Origin of the sequence: Wenzhouxiangella sp. XN79A, from assembly GCF_012272825.1 — a bacterium.
GTDB lineage: Bacteria > Pseudomonadota > Gammaproteobacteria > Xanthomonadales > Wenzhouxiangellaceae.
In genome coordinates this window covers 10,822-34,009 of sequence record NZ_JAAWWS010000131.1, presented here as the reverse complement: position 1 = coordinate 34,009, position 23,188 = coordinate 10,822, and the positions used below count along the sequence as shown (strand labels likewise).

Here is a 23,188-nt window from a genome sequence, read left to right as displayed (position 1 = left end):
GGGGCAGGGCGTTGGAAATCAGAGGCTTGGCCATTCTTGACTGCGGAAACACGCGTACTAACGCGCATTTCTGCACGCCTACTCGCTACACAGCACTTACGCCACATATTTTGTAGTTATATGAAGAAAGCGCTATTAATGGCATTCCTCCTTAGCTCGCCTCAGGCCCAGGCAGAGACGCCGTCCGAGTTCGCTTTTTTGGGATCTCTTCAAGAGCTTGTACTAATCCCACGGGATCGCCCAGGTTGCCCTGAGCCAGTCGCCCCGGAAGGCGTAGTCGTTATCTCCAATCACTGTGGCTGCGGGACCGCCACGTTTAGCGTTCTGGAATCATTTAGGCTCCCGGAGGGAGAAGACTATGGGTTTGGCTTTCGAGTTGGAGAATGGTGTGAGCCGGACCTGAACTTGTTTCAGAACGCAGAATTTCTAGTTTTCAAAGCCGAAGGGATGCCCCATCGCTGGATCGAGGCCGTAACGACTGAGAATGGAAAGCCCGGGTTCTATGCAGAGCAATTAGATCTACTGTTCCATGAATTCGGCATAGCCCCCACCGAGCTTGACTTTGGCCCTGAGGAAAGTGAGGTGTGTGAGGAGACTGAAGGGCTCGATTCTTGTGAGACGCAGCCCATCGTTCTGGCCAAAGAGCTGCTAGAGGCGCTTCATATAACAAATCGCTCAAGTACGTTCCGGCCCTAACGGGCCTCCACCGGACGCGGCTAAAGCCGCGCCGCTTAGCTCAGACGTTATGAGAAACAAAAAGTCTAAGACAAGGAGAAGCAGGCGTGGCAACAAGCGGGGAAACCCGAATCAAGAGTACAAGCGAAAGATTCGCTCCCTCGTGCGCCGGGCCACATCCGGTGATGCTGTTGCTGAGAAGGAGCTTCGAGCTGAGCTGGAGAAAAGTACAACAGCGGTATGGGTTTTGAAGCATATGGTCAAAGTCGGGAGTAAGAAGTTGCCTAAGTTCGGAGACGCATCATCCGCCATCCGAAGCAAGAGCTCAATTTATAAGGGAAATGCCTTCAAGCCATACTCCGGCGGCCTCCCTTCGCTAGGGAAGAAGAAATAGGGTGTGTTCTCATAACAAATCGCTCAAGTTTGTTCCGCGCTTCGCGCTCCACCGGACGCGCCAGTGGCGCGCCGCTTAGCTAAGACGTTATGATTTGAAGGAGAAGTCTAATGCAACAGCCAGAACGGCCGTTTTACCATCCCTGGGAAATTGTGAAGGCCTTATCAGTGCTAGTTCTGGTAGGAGTTCTCGCATATAAAATGTGGGAAACGCCGATTGAGCTTACCGTTGACTTTCCGGTTCTCCTATCCTTATTGCTCGCGTTGTTTTCCGTTGGTTTAGCCTCATTGTTTTACTTTAAGGCCACTCAGGCGAGCAATGCCTTTTATGACAATACGCATAAATTCACACGTGAAATTGCCCAGCTTTTAGTGAAGATTGAAAGTGGTTTTGGCGAAAAGCTACGTCATATCGATGAGGGCTATACGGCCATGCGTGATTATCTTCAAAACACCCCAGGCTCTCAAAGTTCAGACATTGAGGAAACTAAGAAAAAAGTCGAAGCTGAAAAGGAGGAGATTCGCGAATTACTAGAAGAAAGGAACCAAGTTATTCGGTCACTCGTTGAACGTTCGGAATTGGAGCGAGAGGAGAAGGATCGCGTATTGAGTGAGCTGTCCGAAAAGGAGCAGGAGTTAGAAAACGCGCACGAACAACTCAACAAAATGAATAAACGGCTGTTTATGGAACGGCTACGCAGACGTCAACCGACCGATCATGAATCTCAGGGAGGGCTAGCCATGTACACGAAAGGCTATGTTATCCCGAGGCTTGGGGAACATGTAGTCACTAAAGCACCACGCCAAATCCTTAAGAGGAGGTTTAATGATCTTTCTAACGAGCTGCCCCGCCCGTATCTGGATGATCTTGAGGCTGAGGGCTACTTCAGTGATGGATTAACCGCAGAGGGCCTTAATTGGCTCCGGGCGCTGGCTAAGCAAGGAGAATCATAACAAAGGGTTCAACCGGACGCCGGATAGCTCCGCGGCGGCGAAGCCGGGGGAGTCCGGTGGCGGCGCCGGTTAACCCAAACGTTATGTTGCCAAACACAATGTAATTTCTTCTTCCCTAGCATCATTCGTGATCGAAAAACTTAGGCGGTAAAACCCCCAGTTGTAGAGATATGGAATACATACACTATTTAATTTATCCCATAGCGGGCCTTCTTGCGCTGTTGGCGATTGGTGGGCTCGGCTCTCCGAGTCCTGCCGTAAAATTTGCCTCTGCCTGCTCCTTGTTACTGAATGGATATGCAATTTGGGCATTTGTTTGGTGGCCAATCCCCGTAAGTTTTGTTGTGGACTTTGGCTTTAAGTTGGCATTCGGCGATCCTGGCGGGCAGCGCCATTAGTAAGGTAAATGCAAAGCCAACATAACAAACCGCTCAAGACCTTCCGGCCCTACGGGCCTCCATCGGACGCGCTGCGCGCGCCGCTTAGCTAAGACGTTGAACTTCAACAGCGATCGAGCCGATGTTCGACAACCTGTTCGGTCCAGCGGATCTGATCATCGCCTCGACCTTCGTTTGCGTCGTCCTGGCGGCTGTCGTGTGGTTGCGCGTCCAATCGGAGGGCAAGCGCGAGGCGTCGGAGGGCGGCGTTCGCGAGCCGCGCCCCACTGCGCTGTTCCCGCTGGCCCTGGACTGGATCCTTGCGGTCTTGAACTTCGTGATCGGTGTTTTTCTGGGCGTGGCCCTCAACGGATTGATTCAGCTGGTGGCTTCGGGCGCCTGGGTCGCGGTGTTGAATCTTGTCGTGTTGCTCGCTGCCCTGTTCCTGATCGTGAACGTGCACGAATGGCTCGGTGAGAAATTGTTCCCGAGTGGAATCCGCCCGGCCCGTCGACCGGGAAACGGGCCAACGACGTCTCGCGTTCGGCGCTTCGGCCTGCCCGTGGGGCTGGCCCTCGGGGTGTTCGTTGCCGCGCTCGGCTTGACGGATGGGCTGTCCGGCGGGCTCCGGTGAGCCTGACGATGTTGCGGGGGAACCTGGGGGACGGCTGAACAACGTCGTCGCCGAGCGCGTTTCGGTCGTGAACGCCGCAGATCGTGCGAGGCGGAACGAGTGACCGTGGCGATCGCCACGACCGGGCAACGCCAGATTGCGCGTTGCCTCGAGAACGGGTTCGGCTGGCCCTTGTGTCGACTTCGGCCACCCATCCGGGTCCGCGGGTCCACGAAGCGATCGCGGCTCCGGGGATTTCGGGAACGGTACCGCGCGCGCGGATAGAAAAAAGGCCCCGGCAGTACTCGCCGCCGGGGCCTCCTGGGTACTGCCTTGAACGACGCTCAGCCGGCCTTGGCCGCGTTGCGTTCCTTCTGCGCTTCGATCACCTTCTCGGCGATCTGGTTCGGGCACGGCAGGTAGTGGGAGAACTCCATCGAGAACTGGCCACGGCCCGAGGTGATGGTGCGCAGGTGGCCGATGTAGCCGAACATCTCCGACAGCGGGGCTTCGGCCTTGATGCGGATTCCGGTCGGGCCGGGCTCCTGGTCCTTGATCATCGCGCGGCGGCGGTTCAGGTCGCCGATGACGTCACCGATATTGTCCTCCGGCGTGAACACGTCGACCTTCATGATCGGCTCGATCAGCTGCGGGCCGGCCTTGACCATGGACTGGCGAAACGCGCCCTTGGCGGCCAGCTCGAACGCAATGGCCGAGGAGTCGACCGCGTGGAAGGCGCCGTCGAACAGCTCGACTTCGACGTCCAGCACCGGGAAGCCGGCCAGCGGACCTTCCTGCATCATGGTGGCGAAGCCCTTCTCGATGGCCGGGAAGAATTCCTTCGGCACGTTGCCGCCGACCACCGTGGACTCGAACTTGAAGCCGGTGCCCGGCTCGCCCGGACGAATGCGGTAGTCGATCTTGCCGAACTGGCCCGAACCACCCGACTGTTTCTTGTGGGTGTAGCTGTCTTCGACCGGCCTGGTGATCGTTTCGCGGTAGGCCACCTGCGGCTCACCGACGATCAGCTCCACGCCGTAGGTGCGCTTCAGGATGTCGACCTTGACGTCGAGGTGCAGCTCGCCCATGCCCTTCAGGATGGTCTCGCCGGAGTCCTCGTCGGTCTCGACGCGGAACGACGGGTCCTCGGCGATCATCTTGCCGATGGCCACACCCATCTTCTCGCTGCCGGCCTTGTCCTTCGGCGCCACGGCGATCGAGATCACCGGCTCGGGGAAGACCATGGCCTCCAGCGTGCAGGGGTGCTTCGGATCGCACAGCGTGTGTCCGGTCTGGATGTTCTTCAGGCCCACACAGGCGAAGATGTCGCCGGCCTGGGCGCGGTCGATCTCGTTGCGGTCGTTGGCGTGCATTTCCACCATGCGGCCGACGCGCTCGGTCTTGCCGGTCGCCGAGTTCAGGATGGTGTCGCCCTTCTTGATCGTGCCGGAGTAGACGCGAACGAAGGTCAGTGCACCGAAACGGTCGTCCATGATCTTGAACGCCAGCGCGCGGAACGGCTCGTCGGCCGACACGACCGCGTGTTCGCCGGTCGGGTTGCCTTCCTCGTCGGTCAGGTCCTGGGGGTCGACTTCCGTGGGGCTGGGCAGGTAGTCGACGACGGCATCCAGGATCAGCTGCATGCCCTTGTTCTTGAACGCCGAGCCGCAGTAGGTCGGGAAGAACTCGAGCTTGCGCGTGCCTTCGCGGATGCAGCGCTTGAGGTCGTCGATGGCCGGCTCTTCGCCTTCCATGTACTGCATCATCAGGTCGTCGTCCATCTCGACGGCGGTCTCGATGAGCTCCTGGCGGTAGGTCTCGACATCGTCGACCATGTCGGCCGGGACATCGGTGATCTCGTAATTCTCGGGCAGGCCCGTGTCGTCCCAGATCCAGGCCTTGCGGGTCAGCAGGTCGACCACGCCCTTGAACTCGCTCTCGGTGCCGATCGGCAGCACCATCACCAGCGGCTTGGCGCCGAGCACGTTCTTGACCTGCTTGACGACCCGGTAGAAGTCGGCGCCGATGCGGTCGAGCTTGTTGACGAAGATGATCCGCGAGACTTCCGAATCGTTGGCATAGCGCCAGTTGGTCTCGGACTGCGGCTCGACGCCGCCGGAACCGCAGAACACGCCGATGCCGCCGTCGAGCACCTTCAGCGAGCGGTAGACCTCGACGGTGAAGTCGACGTGGCCCGGGGTGTCGATGATGTTCAGGCGGTGATCCTTCCAGAAGCAGGTGGTTGCAGCGGACTGGATCGTGATGCCGCGCTCCTTCTCCTGGTCCATGAAATCGGTCGTGGCCGCACCGTCGTGCACCTCACCGGTGCGATGGATCTTGCCGGTCAGCTTCAGGACGCGCTCGGTCGTCGTGGTCTTGCCGGCGTCGACGTGCGCGAAGATGCCGATGTTGCGGTAGTGGGAGAGCTCACTCATGATTCTGTCCGTCCAAAGGATGCGTTCGTTGGTTTGGCCTCGGTGCGTGGCAAGGTCGCCCGAACCCGCCTTGACGCTGGCGACGGGGCGTGAAAATGCGCCTTGCTTGAACCGTGAAATGCGCGAAAACGACGCTCACCGCGAGGTGGCGCCGTCGGAACTGCAAATTCAGCCGTGCTTTATACACGAAATCGGGGCGTCCGCGGAAAAAACAACGGAGTTTTTTTGCGAAGGTTACGTGAATCCTTGGCCGGAAGTTGTTGAAAATCGGCGTTTTCCGAAGCTTCGGACCAGCGCGGCGGGATTCCGGTTCCGGCATCGCTGGTTCCAATGGGCCCGGGACCCGGGGCCGAGCCGTTTCGTCCGCTCTTCGCTCGTCGAGCTCCGGATCAGCGGTTCCGCTGACCGATCCACCGACCGATCCACCGGAGGACGGCGAAGAGCACGTAGACGACCAGCGCGGCGACCAGCAGCTGGCCGATCAGGGTGCCGAAACTCACTGACATCGAGGGCTTCCAGGGGAAATCCGGGTCAGTAGTGGGGCGGTGGCTCGTCCGGCTGGTCGCTGATGCCGGTGTCGCGCTGCAGGCTGCCGAGCTGCTCCCGCAGACCCTCCAGCGTTTTCTGCAGCCGGCGGGTGTGGCCCTGCTGGGCTTCGAGCTCGCCGGACAGCACGTCGACGGTGTGCTCCAGGAAGGTCAGCTTGGATTCCAGCTGGGCCAGGCGGTCGTCGCGGCCTTCGCCGGCCGGGGTGTCGGAACTGCTCATGGCGTGACTTCTCTTCGCGCCGCAGCCGGGCGCCGATCCGTGTCAGCCGATATCGTACAGGCTGGGGTGCCCGCCCCGCGGCGCATCGTGCCCGCCGGCACCGCCCGGCGGGGCCATCGACGGCCCGAAGCCGACTCATTCGAGCCCCACGACCACCGCATCATGGTCGCTCGACCGATACGGGTCGACGTCATACAGCGCGGCCGGGGCCGGGTGGTCTTCCGTGAACTCGAAGGCGTCGGATTCGTCGGCGTTGATGTGCCAGACGCCGGCGCCGCTGACCTGGGCCGCCAGCGTCGGGCTGGCGACGGCGTGGTCGAGGCGGCCGGCGCGGCCGCGGAAGACATAGCTGTAGTCGTCGGGGGCGAGCAGGTCGACCCAGTCGTCGGCGTTGCCGGGGACGGCGTCCGGCCCGGCCTTCAGCGCGGCCAGCGGGTCTTCGGCGGGGTGGGCGTTCAGGTCGCCGATGATCAGGAAATCCGGGTCGAAGGCGCCGAGGTGCTCGGCCGTATCGGTCGGGTCGGTGGCGAACCACTCGAGCAGGGCCAGCGCGCCGACGGTGCGGGCATGGTTGAAGCAGGACGCGCCGTCGCGCGGGTCGTTGTCCAGGCCGATCGGATCCGGGCGGCAGCCCTTGGACTTCAGGTGGTTGACGCTGACGGTGAAGGCGCCGGCGGCGGTGTCGAAGGTCTGGGTCAGGGCCGCGCGGTGAAGCGGGTACGGATAGGCGCCGCCCGGGTTGGCGAAGGCGTCGGATTGCAGCCAGACCAGCGGGCCGACCGGGGTAACGGCGGCGGGCTTGTAGATCAGGCCGTTGACCAGCGGCGAGGTGCCGAAGGCGATCCCCGGATCGAGCCAGGCGTAGGTGCCTTCGCCCAGTGCATCGTTCAGCCCGTCGACCAGGTCGGCGACCGCGCTGCGGGCGCCGTCGGGGTAGTCGTTTTCCAGCTCGTTCAGGCCGACGATGTCGGCGTCCAGTTCGGCCAGCGCGGTGACCAGTTTGGCGCGCTGGCGCAGGTATTCGGAATGGGTCACGCGGCCGTCGCGGATCGGGAAGCTGGCCGGGTCGCCGCCGTCGCCGTTGTAGAAGAACTCGACGTTGAAGGCCGCGACGGTCACTTCGCCGTCGACCTCGGGCGGTACGGGGCGCGGGTTGTCGGCCCGGAAGCGCGGTTCCGCGGTCGGCATCAGGCGGTAGTCAAGTGCGCCGCTGCCGGCTTCTGCGCGACGGTAGCTCAGCACGCCTTCCAGGTTGTCGACCGTGTCGCCGGCCCGGACGAGGTTGTCCAGCGCGAGGCGAGGCGGCGGATAAGGGACCGGATCGGGCCATGCTCCGTCGCTGCCGTCATCCACGATCAGGCTTCGACGGGCATCGCTGTCGCGGGCCGCGGCGAAGCCGGCCGGATCGGGCGCGTTCGTCTGGGTGAACGAGACCAGTCGCCCGCCGGACGACACGGTGAACTGGCCGTAGCGGTCCAGGTCGAACAGGTCGGTGACGGTCAGGGGGCCGTCGATCCGGACCCGTTCGCCTTCGAAGCGCTCGAGGTCGCCGATCGGGAAGCCGTCCTCGTTCACGATCACGCCGGACGCCGGCAGGGCGACGGTTCGCGCCGTGGGCAGCGGCAGGCCGCGTTCGAGGACCGCGATGCGGCCGCCGTTCGCGGTGGCGTCGATGCGCGTCTCGCCGTCCACCTCGGCGACCCGGCCGGTGACGCAGACGCGGTCGCCGGGCGCAAGGTCGATCGGACTCGCGGTGCCGTCCATGACGAAGATGCCTTCGCTGGTGGCCGGGTCGGCGTCGGTGTCGTTGGCTTGCTCCTGCACCGCGAAGCCGTGGAGATCACCGTGCGCGCCGGCAACCTCGCCTGAACGATGCTGGAAATCGCCAACCACGATGCCTTCGACCTGCACGGTGGCTCGGAGAAGTGGGCTGACCGTGCCGCTGCCCTGGACCTGGTGGATCGGCGTGATCGGCCGGTCGGCATCGCAGCGGTCCGAAACGGTCGGCGGGTGGGCGGCGCAGCCGGCAAGCGCCAGAAGCACTAGCGGCAGGCAGAGGCGAAGCGCATTCATTCGAGGGGTCTTCCAGGAGGGGTCCGATTCGAGCTGCATCGTAGCAAGGCCGCGGGGGTGCCGCATGTCGTCTCGAAGGCTTCAGCGGTTGCGCCGCGACCGCAGGTAGTACTTCAGGAAGGCCCACTGACTGGACAGGAAGCCTTCGTGGCGGGGCAGGGCATCGTCCGCGTCGGCCACGCGCGTCTCGTAGAAGAAGTGCGCCGTCGGCTCCGGAAGGTCGGCGTCGGCGGGCAGCATGGACCGCGGCACCATCGTCAGCTTCGGCAGCAGCGAGGCGTGGAAGGTCTCGACGGCGGCCGCACCGCATTCGGGGCACGTCCCGCGCTGGACGTTCGGCGGCGGTTTCCAGGTCGAGAACTCGACCGTGCCCGGTTCGGGCAGCTGCACGTCGGCCGCGCGGTAGACCAGCACATCGGCGAAGGGCGCCTGGTTGAAGCGCTGGCAGATCGTGCAGTGGCACAGCATCCGGAAGCGGGGCGGGGCGTGGATCGCCAATCGAGCATTGCCGCAGGGACAGCGGGCTTCGGTCGTGTTCATCTCGTGCTCCGGCGGTCAGAGACGGTCACGGTAGCTCTGAATCAACGCGTCGGCAAATGGAAACGGGCGCCCCGGGGGCGCCCGCTTCGTTCACGCTGAACCGGCCCGGATCATCCGGGCCGGCGTCGTGACTCAGAGCGTGCGGCGTAGCTGCGCGCCGCCGAGCAGCATCAGCACCAGGGCCATCGCGATCAGGCCCCCGGTCGCGAGCGTCGGGATCGCGAAGGAGGCGGCGATGCGCACCGAGCCCTCGTTGTTGGCGCCGACCGGGTCGGTGACATCGGAATCCACCGTTGCGAGGTTGGTCTGGATGCCGGTGGCGCGCTCGACCACCGCGGTCAGTGTGACCGCCACCGTCGCGCCCGCCGGCACCGTGCCGATCGAGCAGGTCGGCGCACCGACCGGATCCTCGAAACAGCCGCTGGTGGCCACCAGCATCTGCTGGTCAGGCAGGTTGTCGGTGACGACCACGTTGGTCGCATCCGACGGTCCGGCGTTGCTGACCGTCAGCGTGTAGACGACCGTCTCGCCCTGCTGAACCACATCCGTATCGACGGTCTTGACGATCGACAGGTCGGCGTCGGCCCCCACGGTGGTCGTGACGCTGGCGCTGTCGTTCGCGCCGTTCGGGTCGGTGGTCGGCGACGACGCGGTGGCCGTGTTGATCACCTCACCGACGGTGGCGGCAGCGATGTCGAAGGTCACATCGACGCTGACCAGGTCGCTCGGCGGCATCGTGCCGAGGGCACAGGGGAACCCGCCGGCGCACGGCGCAGTGGCCGAGTCGAACGCGAAGCCGGCCGGCGTCGGGTCGTCCAGCGTCACGGTCGCGGCATCGGACGGGCCGTTGTTGGTGACGGTCAGCGTATAGGTGACCGCGGTGCCGGCGACGGCCGAGGCCGGACCGGCCTGGGTCACGGCCAGGTCGGCTTCGGCGGTGATCGTCGTCGTTGCCGTCGATGCATCGTTAGCGGCGTTCGGGTCGGTCGTTGCTGAGGACACTGTTGCGGTATTGCTGACCGAGCTGCCGCCGATCGACGGGTCGATCGCAAAGGTCACGCTGAAGGCCGTGCTGCCACTGGCCGCGATCGCGCCCAATGCACAAGGGAAACCGCCGCCGCATGGCGCGGTGGCCGAGACGAAGCTGTAACCGGCCGGCGTCGGATCGGCGACCGAGACTGCCGTAGCGTCGGACGGACCGTTGTTGGTCACGGTGATGTCGTAGGTCACCTGCGTGCCGGCGATGGCCGTGGCCGGGCCGGTCTTGGTGACCGCCAGGTCGGCCTCGGCGACCACGCCGGTGATCGCGGCGGCGATGTTGTTGCCCGGGTTCGGATCGGCCGTGGCCGAAGTCGCTTCGGCCGTGTTCGTGACGTCGCCGGTGACCGACGATGCGATCGCGAAGGTCGCCTGGAACGCGATCGGCGCTGCGCCGGCCGGGACGGTCCCCAGCGCGCACGGGAATCCGCCGGTGCAAGGCCCGGTGGCCGAGACGAAGGTCAGGCCGGCCGACGGCGTGTCGCTGACGGTGACGCCGATCGCATCGGACGGGCCGTTGTTGACGAGCGTGAACTCGTAGGTCACGTTGGCGCCCGCGATCGCGGTCATCGGGCCGGTCTTGGTGATGGCCACGTCGGCTTCGGCCACCACGTTGGTGGTCACCGAGCTCGTGTTGTTGGCTGGCGCCGGGTCGGCGGTCGAGCTGGAGACGGTGGCCGTGTTGGTCACGGGTCCGGTAACGGCCGGGTCGATCGCGTAGGTCACCTGGACCGAAGCGCTGGCCGTGGCGGGGAGCATTCCGAAGGCACACGGGAAACCACCGGCGCAGGGGCCGTTGGCAGAAACGAAGGTGTATCCCGGCGGCGTCGGATCTGCGACGACCACATCGGTCGCGTCGGCCGGGCCGCTATTAATCACGGTGATGTCGTAGAGGACCTGCGTGCCGGCGATCGCCGAGGCGCTGCCGGTCTTGGTGACGGACAGGTCGGCCTGCGCGACGCCGCTCGAGCCGTACACGATCTTTTCGAACGTAGTGCTGCTGTTCAGGCCCGTGCTCGACCCACATCGCCAACCGCCATTGGTCGAGCCGCCGAAGGTATGCCAGCACAGTCGATCATCATTGCCCGTGCTCGTCGTATCACACGAATTTCGGGAGACAGACTGTCCGCCCGGTGCGAACCCCCAGGAGTAGCTATCACTGAAATACCATTCGACTCCGTTTGCCGGTTGCGTCGTATTGCCGCTGCCGGTATCGAAGGTAACGTCTGCCCGGGGAGCCTGTGCCAGCACTCGCAGTGTGCTGCTACCGGTCTGGCGACAAGCGAGCATCAACCGCTCTTGATCGCACTGATCGAGAATGGTCGAAACAGGGGTGCCACTATTCCCGTAGAGGTCGCGATAACATTCCGTCCAACCGCCATTGGTTACCGTGCTTACCGGCACGTTCTGCTGCACGCCGCTCGGCAGGTAGGATTGAGCGAAGGCCGCCGGCACGGACAGCGCCAGGGCAGTGAAGACGATGACGAAAACGCTCGGCCAGGCGGTGTCGCGGCGCGTAACGGCGCCGTTGGAAAAGATCATGGATGTTCCCCTTTTATTTAATGTTGTTCAGTCATCGGCGCCCAGGTCCCCCGAACCTGCCTGCGCAGTCTACTCCGTGGCGTGTTCGGCGGGCAACTCCGTGCCCGCGCTCCCTGCGTTTCATCGGAATCGGCCGTTACCCGGCCAGCGCCCTTGGCGTCCACAGGCCGTCACGGACCGGCGCGCGTCCGTTCTTCAGGAGTCGCCCGCCGACGGTCTGGCTGCCGCCGGTCACGACCCGCCAGATCTTTCGTCCCTTCGAGGTGTACGCCCGCTCGGCCAGGCCGTCGGGGCCCTTGCGCCGGACCTGCAGGCCGATGTCCCGGTAGACGCTGCGGGCGGTGGCGATCGCCCAGGCGGCGCGGCCGGGCAGGGCGCGCTCGCCGATGCGGGCCGAGGCGTAGTAGGGTTCGGCCAGTTCGACCAGCTGGGCGGCCAGCGGGTGGACGTCGCGGGCGCGGTCCGGGTCGGGCAGGTCGGGGATGTCGAGCTGCGCGAGCTGGCGCCAGTCGCGCGGCAGGTAGCAGCGGCCGGCGCGGGCGTCTTCGACGATGTCGCGGGCGATGTTGGTCAGCTGGAAGGCCAGGCCCAGGTCGCTGGCGCGCTTCAGTGTCTCGATGTCGCGCACGCCCATGATCCGTGCCATCAGGATGCCGACGGCGCCGGCGACGAAGTAGCAGTACTCGAGCAGGTCCTCGGTGGACTGCGGCTGCCAGCCGGCCACGTCCTGCTCGAAGCCGGCGATGTGGTCGAGCACGATGTCTTCGGGCAGCTCGTGGCGTCGGGCGACTTCGGCCAGCGCGCGGTAGGGCAGTTCGTCGTTCGGCCGGCCCCGGCACGCGGCCAGCGAGTCCTGCTTGAGGCGGTCGATGGTCTGCGGCGAGGCGGTGCCGCTCTGGTTGCGGCCCAGGTCCTGGCCGTCGGTGACGTCGTCGCAGTGCCGGCACCAGGCATACAGCAGCAGCACGTCGCGGCGCATGGCCGGGCGGAACAGTTTCGAGGCGGTGGCGAAGCTCTTCGAGCCTTCCGCAATGGTCTCGGCGGCCTCGCGGCCCAGCGCGTCGTCGGACGGGCGAAGGGCCATCGGCGACGCCTCAGTGGGCCTGCGGTTGCAGGCCGAAGTCCTCGAGCATCAGCCCGGCGGTGGCGCGGGCCGAGCCGACCACGCCGGGGATGCCGGCGCCCGGGTGGGTGCCGGCGCCGACCAGGTAGATGTTCGGGATCTTCCCGTCGCGGTTGTGCGGCCGGAAGAAGGCCGACTGCCACAGCACCGGCTCGACCGAGAAGGCCGAGCCCAGGTGCGAGTTCAGTTCGTCGCGGAAGCCGAACGGGGTCAGCGTCCGGCAGGTGACCAGGTCGTTCTTCAATCCGGGCAGGTAGTGCTCTTCGAGGTAGTCGAGAATGCGGTCGGTGTACTTCGGGCCGACCGTGTCCCAGTCCAGGTCGGCCTTGCCGAGATGGGGGACAGGGGAGAGCACGTAGTAGGTGCTGCAGCCTTCGGGCGCCAGCGACGGGTCGGTCAGCGACGGATTGTGCAGGTACAGCGAGAAGTCGTCGGGCAGGTCCGGGCCCTTGAAGATGTCCTGGATGAGTTCCTTGTAGCGCGGTCCGAACAGGATCATGTGGTGCTCGAGGTTCTCGTGCACGCGGTTGAGGCCGAAGTAGATGACGAACAGCGACATCGACCAGCGCTTGTTGGTCAGCGAGCGGGCCTTCTTCTGCCCCTGGTCGGTGTGGCCGAGCAGGTCGCGGTAGGTGTGCAGCACGTCGCCGTTGCTGGCCACGGCGTCGAACTCGCCGTGCCAGCCGTCGTGGGTGCGCACGCCGGTGGCCCGGCCGTTGGCGGTTTCGATCTTCGCGACTTCGGCATTCAGGCGCAGGCGGCCGCCGAGGTCCTCGAACAGCTTGACCATGCCGCGGATCAGTGCGCCGGTGCCGCCCCTGGCGAACCACACGCCCCACTCGCGCTCCAGCGCGTGGATCAGGGTGTAGACCGACGAGGTCTGGAACGGGTTGCCGCCGACCAGCAGCGGGTGGAACGAAAAGGCCTGGCGCAGGTGTTCGTTCCTGATGAACTTCGAGACCTGCTTGTAGACGCTGTTCTGGGCCTGCAGTTTCATGAGGTCGGGCGCGACCTTCACCATCGAGCCGAAGTTCAGGAACGGCTTGTGGCCGAGGTCCAGGTAGCCTTTTTCGAAGACCTTGTAGGAGTACTCGAGAAAGCGCTTGTAGCCGTCGACGTCGGCCGGGTCGAACCGGCGGATCTGTTCTTCGAGGCGGTCGGGATCGTTGGTGTAGTCGAACACCTTGCCGTCCTGCCAGCACAGCCTGTACATGGGGTCGACCGGCAGCAGCTCGACGTAGTCGTCCATGTCCTTCCCGGCGTTCTCCCACAGCGCGCGCAGCGCCGACGGATCGGTGATCACGGTCGGCCCGCCGTCGAAGGTGAAGCCCTGGTCCTCGTAGACGTAGGCCCGGCCGCCGGGCTTGTCGCGCTTCTCGAGTACGGTGGTCTGGATGCCGGCGGCCTGCAGGCGGATGGCGAGCGCAAGGCCGCCGAAGCCGGAGCCGATGACGGCGGCGGTCCGGGGCGCGGTTCGAGTGTCAGTCATCGGGGGGTCGTGCTCCTTTGATCGGATCCCTTCTGCGCTTCCCGTTCCAGGAAACGGCGTTCGCGCACCATCGGCAAGGCGTCGAGAATGGGCAACGGCTTGCCGACCAGAATACGCAGCTTCTGGCGAAGTGTCAGCTTTGTCGCGTAAAAGTTCGTGATGAGCGGTTCGGACAGGCTGTAGAAGGTTTCCAGCACGCGGTAGCGGTGCTCGGGGCGGCCGACCCGGAACAGCATTCGGTTGAGCAGGCGGTAGAAGCGGGTGCGCTGCCAGAATTCGCGGGTGAATTCGCGGGTGAAGCGAGCCAGCTGCACTCCGTTCATCGGCCAGTGATCGGCGATCGCGTCGGCCAGCGCCACGGCCTGCGGCAGCGAATAGCCGGTGGTCGGCTGGAACAGGCCGGCGCGCAGGCCCGAGCGGGCGACCGGGTCGTCGGCCGGCCAGAATCGCTCGAGGTCACAGGCCATGAGGATCGGCAGCACGCCGTCTTCGCCGCGCAGGGTGTCGATCACCGTCCAGCCGCGGGCGGTGGCGTAGCGGTCGATCGCGGCGTGCAGTTCGGCCGGGTCCAGCGCGCCGCCGTCGGAATAGCGGGTGTCCTCGATCAGCACGGTGTCGTCGGTGAACGGCAGCAGGTAGACGAAGCGGTAGCCGTCGTGCTGGTCGACGGTGGCGTCCATGATGGTCGGCACCGTGAGTCCGTGCGGCTCGGCCAGCCGGACTTCGCGGCCGACGAATTTCTGGAAGCCCAGCACCAGGCCGTCGGAGGGCCCGGGACCGCGGCCGTCGAGTACGGCGCCTGCGGCCAGTCGTTCACCGCTGTCGGTCGTCACCGCGTCGGCGGCCAGTTCGACGGCACGCACGCCGGACTTCAATTCGAACCGGCCGGCGGCTACCATGACGTCATGCAGGCGATCGGACGTGATGCTCAGGTATGGCTCGGAGAAATCGCGCCGGCAGTTCGGAAAACGGATGTGCTGGCCCGGCCAGCGGTGGACCAGGAACGGCGCCATCCAGGCGCGCTGCTGCGCGCTCAGGTCGTCCTCGTGGAACGACCAGGTGTGGTTGCCGCCCAGGCGCTCGCCGGCCTCGAGGATCGTCACCCGCACGTCCGGTCGACGCTGGGTCAGCCGCCAGGCGATCAGGCTGTTGGCGAGGCCGCCGCCGACCAGCAGCAGGTCCGGAGTTCGGGAGTTCATGACGCTATTCTGTCCGAAACCGCGGCAGCGCGGGGTCACGCCGGCGCGGCGCGCGTCGCGGTTGCGCCGTTCGGCCATGCGGCCCGCGCGATTCTGCGGCATCATGTCCGTCGGCAACGACGGCGCGGCGGCCGGTGAGGCCCGCCCTGCAGCAGGCCGGTCGTCGCTTGGCCGGACGTTCTGAAGATCAACGACGGGGTGCATTGGATGGCTGCCACCACTGAAGACGCGATGGCCCGGGGCGAGGGCGCCGAGTCCATCGATGCCTCCTGGCGACAGGCGATCGACGAGCGCCTGCAGGCGCTGATGCCGGTCCAGGCCCTGGACGGCAACCCGACCTGTCGCGAACTGGCCGAAGCCATGCGCTACAGCCTGCTGGCCCCCGGCAAGCGGGTCCGTCCGCTGCTGGCGATTCGCACCGCGCTGCATTTCGGCGCCGATCCGAACCGGATGCTCGATTTCGGCTGCGCGCTGGAGATGGTCCACTGTGCATCGTTGATGCTCGACGACCTTCCGTGCATGGACGATGCGTCGACCCGGCGCGGGCAGCCGGCCTGCCACCGCAAGTTCGGCGATGCGACCACCACGCTGGCCGCGATCGCGCTGCTCAACCAGGCGTTCGGCGTGATCGCTCGCGACTCGGCGCTGGATCCGTCGCAACGCTGCTGGCTGGTCGACCGGCTGTCGGTCGCGGTCGGCACCGCCGGGCTGGTGTCCGGGCAGTGCCGCGACCTGATCGAGCGCGCCGGCGCACTGGACGGCAGCGCGATCGCGGAGATCAACCACCAGAAGACCGGCGTGCTGTTCGAGCTGGCCACCGCCGGCGCCGGCGGCATCCTCGGCCTGGCCGACGACGAGCTCGACGCGCTGCAGCGCTATGCCGGCCACCTGGGCCAGGCCTTTCAGGCCGCCGACGACCTGCTCGACGTCCGGCGTCACGCCGAGGGCTCGGGCAAGGACATCGGCCTGGACCGCGACAAGGCCGGTTCGGTCCACCGGGTCGGCGAGCAGGCGCTGCGCAGGCTGGTCGAGGCCGAGCTTGCGGCCGGTGACCGGGTGCTGCCGGCAGCGCGTGGCGAACACGCGCTGGATGGCTACGTTCGCGCGCTCTTCGCTCGCTTCGTCTGATTCCCGTGCCCGTGTCCACCGGATGATGGACGCCTGCGTTCGATGACGTCTTCGCCCCTGCTGGTCGCCGACGACCTCGACTTCGCGTTCGGCGGCCGCCGCGTCTTGGATGCCGTGTCGCTGAGGCTGCACCGCGGCGAGATCGTCGCGCTGCTCGGCCCGAACGGGGCCGGAAAATCGACCTTGATCCGACTGCTCTGCGGTCGCCTGCAGCCGGCCGCGGGCAGGGTGCGTCTCGATGGCCGCGACCCGGCCGATAGCGCATCGGCGCGCCGGCGGATCGGGCTGGTGCCGCAGCGGATCGCGCTGTATCCGCACCTGACCGTCGGCGAAAACCTCGATGTGTTCGCCCGGCTGGCCGGCCTGCCGGGGGCAGCGGCCGCCGCTGCGGTCGCCGGGGCGCTGACCACCTGCGACCTGGCGAGCGTGGCCGGGACCCGCTGCGGCCGGCTGTCCGGCGGCTGGCAGCGCCGGGCCAACATCGCCTGCGGCATCGTCCACGGGCCCGAGCTGCTGATCCTCGATGAGCCGACCGTCGGCATCGACCTGCCGGCCCGGCGCGCGATCGAACAGCTGCTGACCCGGCTGGCCGGCGACGGCATGGCGGTATTGATGACCAGCCACGATCTCGATGAACTGGGCCGGATCTGCGATCGTGCGGCGTTTCTGGACGGCGGCCGGCTGGTTGCCGACGGCCGGCCCGAAACGCTGATCCGGGACCGGTTCGGAACCCGCCGCGAGTGGCGGGTCGAGCTCGCCGACTGGCCGGACGAGGCCCTGGTCGGGCGGCTCGAGGCGCTCGGGCTCGAGCCCGAGGATCCGCGGGCACCGCTGCGCTGGCACGGCCTGGCCGAGGCGCTGGACCTGTCCGCACTGGATGCGCTGCCGGCGGTCGAATGGCGGGTTCGGCGACCCGGCCTGGACGCGCTGTGGCGCGAGTTGTTCGGCCAGCGGCCGGAGGTGGACGAGGCATGAACGAGCCGCGACCCTCGACCGGCGTGCTGCCGATGATCGCGACCGTGTTCCGGGTGATGCTGCTGGGGCTGTGGCGCGACCGGGGGGCGATGGTGATGATCTTCGCGCTGCCGCCGCTGATGTTCTTCGTGTTCGCCGAGGTGTTCTCCGGCACCGACGGCGATTCGCTGCAGCTGCGCGTGCAGGTCCACGATCGCGTCGGCAGTCCGCTGACCGCGGCGCTGGCCGAGGCGATGACGGCCGACGAGCAGCTTGCCGCCGTGGCGCTTCCGGCGGGCGAGCCGGAGCCGCGGCGCGCGGTAACCAGCGGCGAGGTCGATGCGCTGATCGTGATCCGGGCCGAGCCGGCCGCCGACCTGGGCGCGGACCTCGACGCGCCGGCGCCCATCGTGGTGGTCTCCGACGCCGCGCGCGGGCTGGCCGGGCCGGTCGTTTCGGCCCGGGTCCAGCGCCTGCTGCAGCGCCAGTTCACCCAGCTGGGCGTGGCCCGCGCCGCGGCCCTGGTCGATGCGCTGGCCGGGCCGTATACCGATGCGCAGCGGGACGATCTGGCCATTGCGCTGGAGGAACTGGCCGCCGCGCCGCTGGCCGACGCGGCGAGCGGCGCATCGCCGGACGGCCTGGTGGTGCAGGAAACGCTCAACGGCGTGGACCCGGACCGCGGCGGCATCAGCTACTACGCCGGCGCGGTGGCCATCCTGTTCCTGCTGTTTTCGGCCATGCAGGGCGCCATCTCCCTGATCGACGAGCGGACCAGCGGGATCGTCGACCGGTTGGTCGCCACGCCGGGCGGGTATCCGACCGTGGTCGCCGGCAAGGCGCTGTTCCTGGTCGGACAGGGCGTGGTCCAGGTGACGCTGATCTTCGCCTTCGCCGGGCTGTTCTACGGGGTCGACTGGCTGGGTCGCTTCGGTCCCTGGTTGCTGACCGCGACGCTGGCGTCGGCGGCAGCGGCGGGCCTCGGACTGCTGACCGCCTCGCTGTGTCGCTCGCGTCAACAAGCGCAGACGGCGTCTTCTTTCGTGGTGCTTATACTGTCGGCGATCGGCGGCAGCATGGTCCCGCGATTCATGATGCCGGACTGGTTGCGCGAGCTCGGTTGGCTGACGCCCAACGCATGGGCCATCGAGGCCTGGCAGGGGCTGTTGTGGCGCGGTGCGTCGCCGGCCGAACTGGTCCCGGCCTGGGCGGTGCTGGCCGCTGCCGCCGCGCTGACGATCGGCATCAGCCTGTGGCGCGCACGCCGGCAGGTCGCCTGAGACTGACCCGAGGTTCGATAGGTATGCTGCTGAACATCCTGCTCTTCGTCGGAACCGTGCTGGCCATGGAATGGGTGGCCTGGTTCTCGCACAAGTACATCATGCACGGCTGGGGCTGGGTCTGGCACGAATCGCATCATCGCCCGCGCGAGGGGTGGTTCGAACTCAACGACCTGTATGCCGTGGTCGGTGCGGCGATCTCGATCACGCTGATCTACTTCGGTCGCGAGGATCTCGGCCCGACCTGGTGGATCGGCTGGGGCATGGCCGGCTACGGACTGATCTATTTCGTCTTCCACGAAGGCCTGGTGCACCGTCGCTGGCCGTTCAAGTGGAACCCGAAGGGCGGCTACATCAAGCGGCTGATCCAGGCCCACAAGATCCACCACGCCGGCAAGGGCAAGGACGACTGCGTGTCGTTCGGCTTTCTGCATGCCCGGCCGCTGGCCGAGCTGCGCGAGGAATTCAAGCAGCTGCGCGATGCGCAGGATCCGCGCTGAGCGACGACAGGCTTCGAATCAGTCCTCGCTGCCGGTTCCGTCCGGTGCGGCGGGTGGTTCGAATCCGTCCGTGAACAGATCATCGACGCCGCGCTGGGCCAGCACCAGCCAGCGCTGGGTCCGTGCGGTTCGGTAACGCGCCGTTTCGCCATCGGGCCAGCGCACGTCCACCTGCACCGGATCGCCGCCCGGCGCCAGTCCGAACACGTGCTCGGCCGGCGAGGTCGACAGGTAATGCACCGGAATCTGCATCTCGTGGACCTGGGTCCGGCCGCCGGCCGTGACCCGGATTCGCGCACCCAGACTCTCGGTATTCGGTGAGCGGCCACGCAGGATCAGGCCCAGCCAGCGGCGATCGCCGGCGTCGGCGGCGGTGTTGAGGAATATCCGTCCGGGCCCCTGGTTGACCTGGACGACCACGTCGATATCGCCGTCGCGTTCGACATCGAAGCAGGCGATGCCGCGCCCCTCGGAGGTATCGGCGATATTGCGAAGCTCGGCCTGCTCGGTGAATGCGCCGCTGCCGTCGTTGACGAACAGGCGGGCCGGTTCGTCGGTGAATTCCGAGTTCGGCACGTTCCAGCCGTTGACGTGGAACAGGTCGAGGTCGCCGTCGAGGTCGAAGTCGGCCGCGCAGGCGCCCCAGCCCCAGCCGCCGTCACGAACGCCGGCCGCTTCGGTGACGTCGACGAAACGGCCGGTTCCGTCGTTGCGATAGAGCCGATTGCCGGACCCGCCCTGGCCGAGGTTCGGCGGAGGGTCCTCGTCGTGGATCGCGGTGACGAACCAGTCCAGGTGGCCGTCGCCGTCGAAGTCGCCGATGGCGGCGCCCATCCCGTTCTCGTCGGTGATTTCGGCGTCGGTACGCGCGATGAAGCGTGCGCCGTTGTCGTTGTGGAAATACTGGCTGGTCAGGAAGTCGCCGGCCATGGTGAGGTCGGCATCGCCGTCGCCGTCGAGGTCGGCGAAATTCGGAGTAAAGGTGAAATCGCCGCCGGAATCAGGCTGCGCGAAGGTCGGCGCCAGGCCCCAGGCCTGGCCCGAAGCAACGAAGCCGTCGTCGCGCTGCAGCCAAAGGTGGCCCGGATCCAGCGGCGCGCTGCCGCTGCCCCAGTGCGCCGTGGCCAGGTCCAATCGGCCGTCGCCGTCGGCGTCGCCGACGGCGACCGAATAGAAATCCGGTCCCGGGTTGCCCAGCGCGAACAGGGCCGTGGCGTCTTTGAAGCGGTCGCCGAGATTCCGGTAGACCCGGAGACCATAGCCGCGGATGCCGGGCAGCAGCAGGTCGCGGCGGCCGTCGCCGTCGAGATCGGCCAGGGTGGCGCCGATCGCGTAGATCGACTCCCCGGCCGCCGCGGTGCCCAGGCCCCAGTCGGTCGCACGGTCGGCAAAGCTGCCGTCGCCCTGGTTGATCAGGACCCGGACGGCGAGGAAATCGCCGCGTGGAATCACCAGGTCGACCCGCCCGTCGCCATCGAGGTCGCCGGCCGCCAGGCCGCCGGCCATGTAGTCGGCCATCGACAGCGGGCCGAATTGCTGCTGCAGCGAAAACGGCGGCGCGGCGGTGGCGGTGACCTCGACGAAGCCCCAGCCACCGGCCATCGCCGGAGCGACGGTCGCCAGCATCACCAGGGCCGGAGCGCGGCGGATCATGCGTTCGCGCCGCTTCCGGGGCCGGCGCGGAGCACCACCGTTCCGACCAGGGCCAGCAGCAGCGCGAGCAGCATCAGCACCGGGGTCGACAGCGCCGGCACCGCAAGCGGTTCGACCTGCAGCTGCAGCGTGCCGCCGGCGGGGTCATTGTTGGCGTCGCCGCTGTAGTCGGCGGTGACCGTGAAAATGCCCTGGGCCGGGAAGGCGGTCATGCAGGTGGCTTGCGCACCGGCCACGGGCGCGGCGTCGCAGCCGGTGATCGGCTGACCACCCACCTCGAAGCGCACGCTGCCGGTGACCGGGTCGGCGCCGTTGCCGATGCTGGCCGTCAGCATCACCGGCACGCCCTGGGGCACCACGCTGTCGCTGGAGGTCAGGGTCAGCACGGTCGGCGCCGGATCGATGTCCTGGTTGCCGCTCGCGCCGCTCGGCAGATGGTTGCCGTCGCCGCTGTAGTCGGCGCTGATCGTGCGCGCGCCGGCTACGTTCGAGACCAGGTCGCAGCCGGTCGCGGGCAGGCTGATGACGCAGCTCGCGCCGGCGTCGTCCGAGACCTCGATGGTGCCGGTCGGCGTGCCGAAGCCGGTGACGCTGGCGGCCACGGTGTAGGGCTGCCCGGCGAAGGCGGGGTTCGGTGCGATGCTGTCGATGACGGTGTTGCTGACGGCCCGATCGACGACGTGCGGGGCGCTGTCGGCGCTCGGCGCGTTGTTGGCGTCGCCGCCGTAGCTCGCCGTGATGGTCAGGCTGCCCGCGGCACCATTGGCCAGTGCGCAGGCGGTCGCCGGCAGCGCGATGCTGCAGCTGTTGCCGGCCCCGTCGTCGACCAGCACGCTGCCGGTCGGGCCAACGCCGGTCACGGTCACGTTCACCGTGTAGGCATCCCCGACCAGGCTCGGCTCGGGCACGATGCTATCGATGGTGGTGGTGGACGTGGCCGGGATCACTTCGTGCGCGGCGGTGCCGGTCGAAGGCAGGTTGTCGACATCGCCGGAGTAGCTGGCGGTGATCGTGCGCGGGCCCGTACCGGGCGCGTTCAGCGCGCAGGACGTGGCCGGCAGGACCAGCTGGCAGGTCTCGCCCTGGCCGTCGTCGATGTCGACGATACCGGTGGGTGTGCCGAAGCCGGCGACCGAGATCGACACGGTGTAGGCCTGGCCCACCTCGGCCGGGCTCGGCACCACCGAGACGATGTCGGTCGTGCTCGGGGCCGGCTGCACGGTCTGTGAAGCGGTATCGACGCTCGGTCCGATGGTGGTGGTGCCCGAGTAGCTCGCGGTGACGGTCACCGGGCCGACCTGGGTGGCCGCAAGGCTGCAGCTGCCGCCCGGCGCGCTGATCGAAACCGGGATGACGCAGCCGCCGCCGAGTCCGTCGCCGACGGTGATCGTGCCGCCGTCGATCGGCGCCATCGAATCGATCGAGACCGTCACATCGTAGCTCTGGCCGATGGTGGCCGGAACGGGCACGACCGAGTCGATCGTCGTGGTCGACGGGGCCAGGCCGCCGCTGATGTCGAACAGGCCGTTGACCACGGTCGTCGGCGGCAGGCTGCCGGGGGCTGCGACTGCGCCGGTCGTGACGTCCCACTGGAGGACCCCGGTCGCTGCGCCCAGCGGGTGGCCGAGGGCATGGATGCGGTCCGGGTCACCCAGCAGCGTGGTCGCGAGGCCGGGCACCATGGCGCAGCAGTCCACCTGGGCCGGACCACGGGGCGTGAACGTGCCCGCCGGTTCGATTTCGACCAGCCGTGTCGAAACGGTGATCGGCGGGGGCGTGGTCTGCTGCTCGATCCCGTACAGCGCCATGCCGATCCGGTCCCAGACGATGGCCGCCAGCGGACCGTCGAGCAGCGTGAAGCCGGCCGCGTCGTCACCGCTGGTGGACAGGGCGATCAGGTAGCGTTCGGTGTCGGGATCGGTGCTGCGACGACCGACCAGCAGCACCTCGCCGGTGCGCTCGGTGGCCACACCGGGCTCGAGCACGCAGCAGTCGGCAAGCCCTGTATTGATCGTGGTCAGGCCCGCTGTTCCGGCGTCGACCTCGGCCAGGCGAAGCGAGCCGGTGCCGCTGTCGAACAGCGCTGCGACCAGGCGCTGGGTGGCCAGTTCGAAGCGCAGCGCGGCGACCTGTTCGATGCTGCCGGTGTTGCCGATTTGCGTGCGCACGCCGGTGGTGGTGTCGAACGCGAACAGGGCCAGCGTGCCGTCGGCGGCCACCGGATCGGGTCCGAGGGCGTAGATCGCGCCGTCGAACGGGTCGAACGCAACGGCGGCATAGCCGACTTCGGTCGGCAGATCCGGGGCACCGATCGGCGTGACGGCCGAGCTTGCATCGATTGCGGCCACCTGGACGGCGCCGTTGTCGTGGGTCAGACCCAGCAGCTGGGCCTGGACCACGCCGGCGCCTGCCAGCAGCGTCGCGGCGAGAAGCAGGCGAAACGGGCGCGGCATC

16 protein-coding genes are annotated in these 23,188 nt (G+C 66.9%); 6 read left to right on the top strand and 10 right to left on the bottom strand.

The window, feature by feature from the left end; genetic code table 11:
• The first annotated feature begins 1,179 nt into the window (after positions 1-1,179).
• Complete coding sequence (locus HFP89_RS02375; protein WP_168716041.1) at positions 1,180-2,022, top strand: hypothetical protein; 843 nt, start codon at positions 1,180-1,182, stop codon at positions 2,020-2,022.
• Between the two features lie 519 nt (positions 2,023-2,541).
• Complete coding sequence (locus tag HFP89_RS02370; protein ID WP_168716040.1) at positions 2,542-3,033, top strand: hypothetical protein; 492 nt, start codon at positions 2,542-2,544, stop codon at positions 3,031-3,033.
• 323 nt (positions 3,034-3,356) lie between these two features.
• Here HFP89_RS02370 and fusA read toward each other — a convergent pair whose 3' ends face one another.
• From fusA to crtY, 8 genes are all read right to left on the bottom strand, one after another.
• Positions 3,357-5,447 (bottom strand): elongation factor G, encoded by a 2,091-nt coding sequence (gene fusA / locus HFP89_RS02365; protein ID WP_168716039.1) that lies wholly within the window; start codon positions 5,445-5,447, stop codon positions 3,357-3,359.
• Positions 5,448-5,978: 531 nt separating this feature from the next.
• Positions 5,979-6,215 (bottom strand): SlyX family protein, encoded by a 237-nt coding sequence (locus tag HFP89_RS02360; protein ID WP_168716038.1) that lies wholly within the window; start codon positions 6,213-6,215, stop codon positions 5,979-5,981.
• A 135-nt stretch (positions 6,216-6,350) separates the two neighbouring features.
• Positions 6,351-8,288 (bottom strand): ExeM/NucH family extracellular endonuclease, encoded by a 1,938-nt coding sequence (locus HFP89_RS02355; RefSeq protein WP_168716037.1) that lies wholly within the window; start codon positions 8,286-8,288, stop codon positions 6,351-6,353.
• Between the two features lie 81 nt (positions 8,289-8,369).
• Entirely contained in the window at positions 8,370-8,828 is a 459-nt protein-coding gene (locus HFP89_RS02350) for a GFA family protein (protein WP_168716036.1), read from the bottom strand.
• A gap of 132 nt (positions 8,829-8,960) precedes the next feature.
• Positions 8,961-10,844 (bottom strand): DUF11 domain-containing protein, encoded by a 1,884-nt coding sequence (locus HFP89_RS02345; RefSeq protein WP_168716035.1) that lies wholly within the window; start codon positions 10,842-10,844, stop codon positions 8,961-8,963.
• A 700-nt stretch (positions 10,845-11,544) separates the two neighbouring features.
• Positions 11,545-12,492 carry a phytoene/squalene synthase family protein gene (locus HFP89_RS02340; protein WP_168716034.1) on the bottom strand — a complete coding sequence of 316 codons (948 nt, stop codon included), beginning with the start codon at positions 12,490-12,492 and terminating at the stop codon, positions 11,545-11,547.
• Between the two features lie 10 nt (positions 12,493-12,502).
• Entirely contained in the window at positions 12,503-14,020 is a 1,518-nt protein-coding gene (locus HFP89_RS02335) for a phytoene desaturase (RefSeq protein ID WP_168716033.1), read from the bottom strand.
• Entirely contained in the window at positions 14,017-15,219 is a 1,203-nt protein-coding gene (gene crtY, locus HFP89_RS02330; protein ID WP_168716032.1) for a lycopene beta-cyclase CrtY, read from the bottom strand. Before crtY ends, HFP89_RS02335 begins: the two co-directional genes overlap by 4 nt.
• Before the next feature lie 207 nt (positions 15,220-15,426).
• Here crtY and HFP89_RS02325 point away from each other — a divergent pair, with 207 nt between their 5' ends.
• Genes HFP89_RS02325 through HFP89_RS02310 form a run of 4 tightly spaced genes read left to right on the top strand, consistent with a single transcriptional unit; the run spans position 15,427 to position 19,081 of the window.
• Positions 15,427-16,347 (top strand): polyprenyl synthetase family protein, encoded by a 921-nt coding sequence (locus tag HFP89_RS02325; protein ID WP_168716031.1) that lies wholly within the window; start codon positions 15,427-15,429, stop codon positions 16,345-16,347.
• A 42-nt stretch (positions 16,348-16,389) separates the two neighbouring features.
• Positions 16,390-17,322 (top strand): ABC transporter ATP-binding protein, encoded by a 933-nt coding sequence (locus tag HFP89_RS02320; protein WP_168716030.1) that lies wholly within the window; start codon positions 16,390-16,392, stop codon positions 17,320-17,322.
• A complete protein-coding gene (locus HFP89_RS02315) occupies positions 17,319-18,581 on the top strand; it encodes an ABC transporter permease (RefSeq protein ID WP_168716029.1) in 1,263 nt (420 codons plus the stop codon). Before HFP89_RS02320 ends, HFP89_RS02315 begins: the two co-directional genes overlap by 4 nt.
• A gap of 23 nt (positions 18,582-18,604) precedes the next feature.
• Positions 18,605-19,081 (top strand): sterol desaturase family protein, encoded by a 477-nt coding sequence (locus HFP89_RS02310; RefSeq protein ID WP_168716028.1) that lies wholly within the window; start codon positions 18,605-18,607, stop codon positions 19,079-19,081.
• 18 nt (positions 19,082-19,099) lie between these two features.
• Here HFP89_RS02310 and HFP89_RS02305 read toward each other — a convergent pair whose 3' ends face one another.
• Positions 19,100-20,734 carry a CRTAC1 family protein gene (locus HFP89_RS02305; protein ID WP_168716027.1) on the bottom strand — a complete coding sequence of 545 codons (1,635 nt, stop codon included), beginning with the start codon at positions 20,732-20,734 and terminating at the stop codon, positions 19,100-19,102.
• Positions 20,731-23,187: an Ig-like domain-containing protein gene (locus HFP89_RS02300; protein WP_168716026.1), complete on the bottom strand. Its 2,457-nt coding sequence runs from the start codon at positions 23,185-23,187 to the stop codon at positions 20,731-20,733. The genes HFP89_RS02305 and HFP89_RS02300 overlap by 4 nt, the downstream gene beginning before the upstream one ends.
• Position 23,188 lies beyond the last annotated feature (1 nt).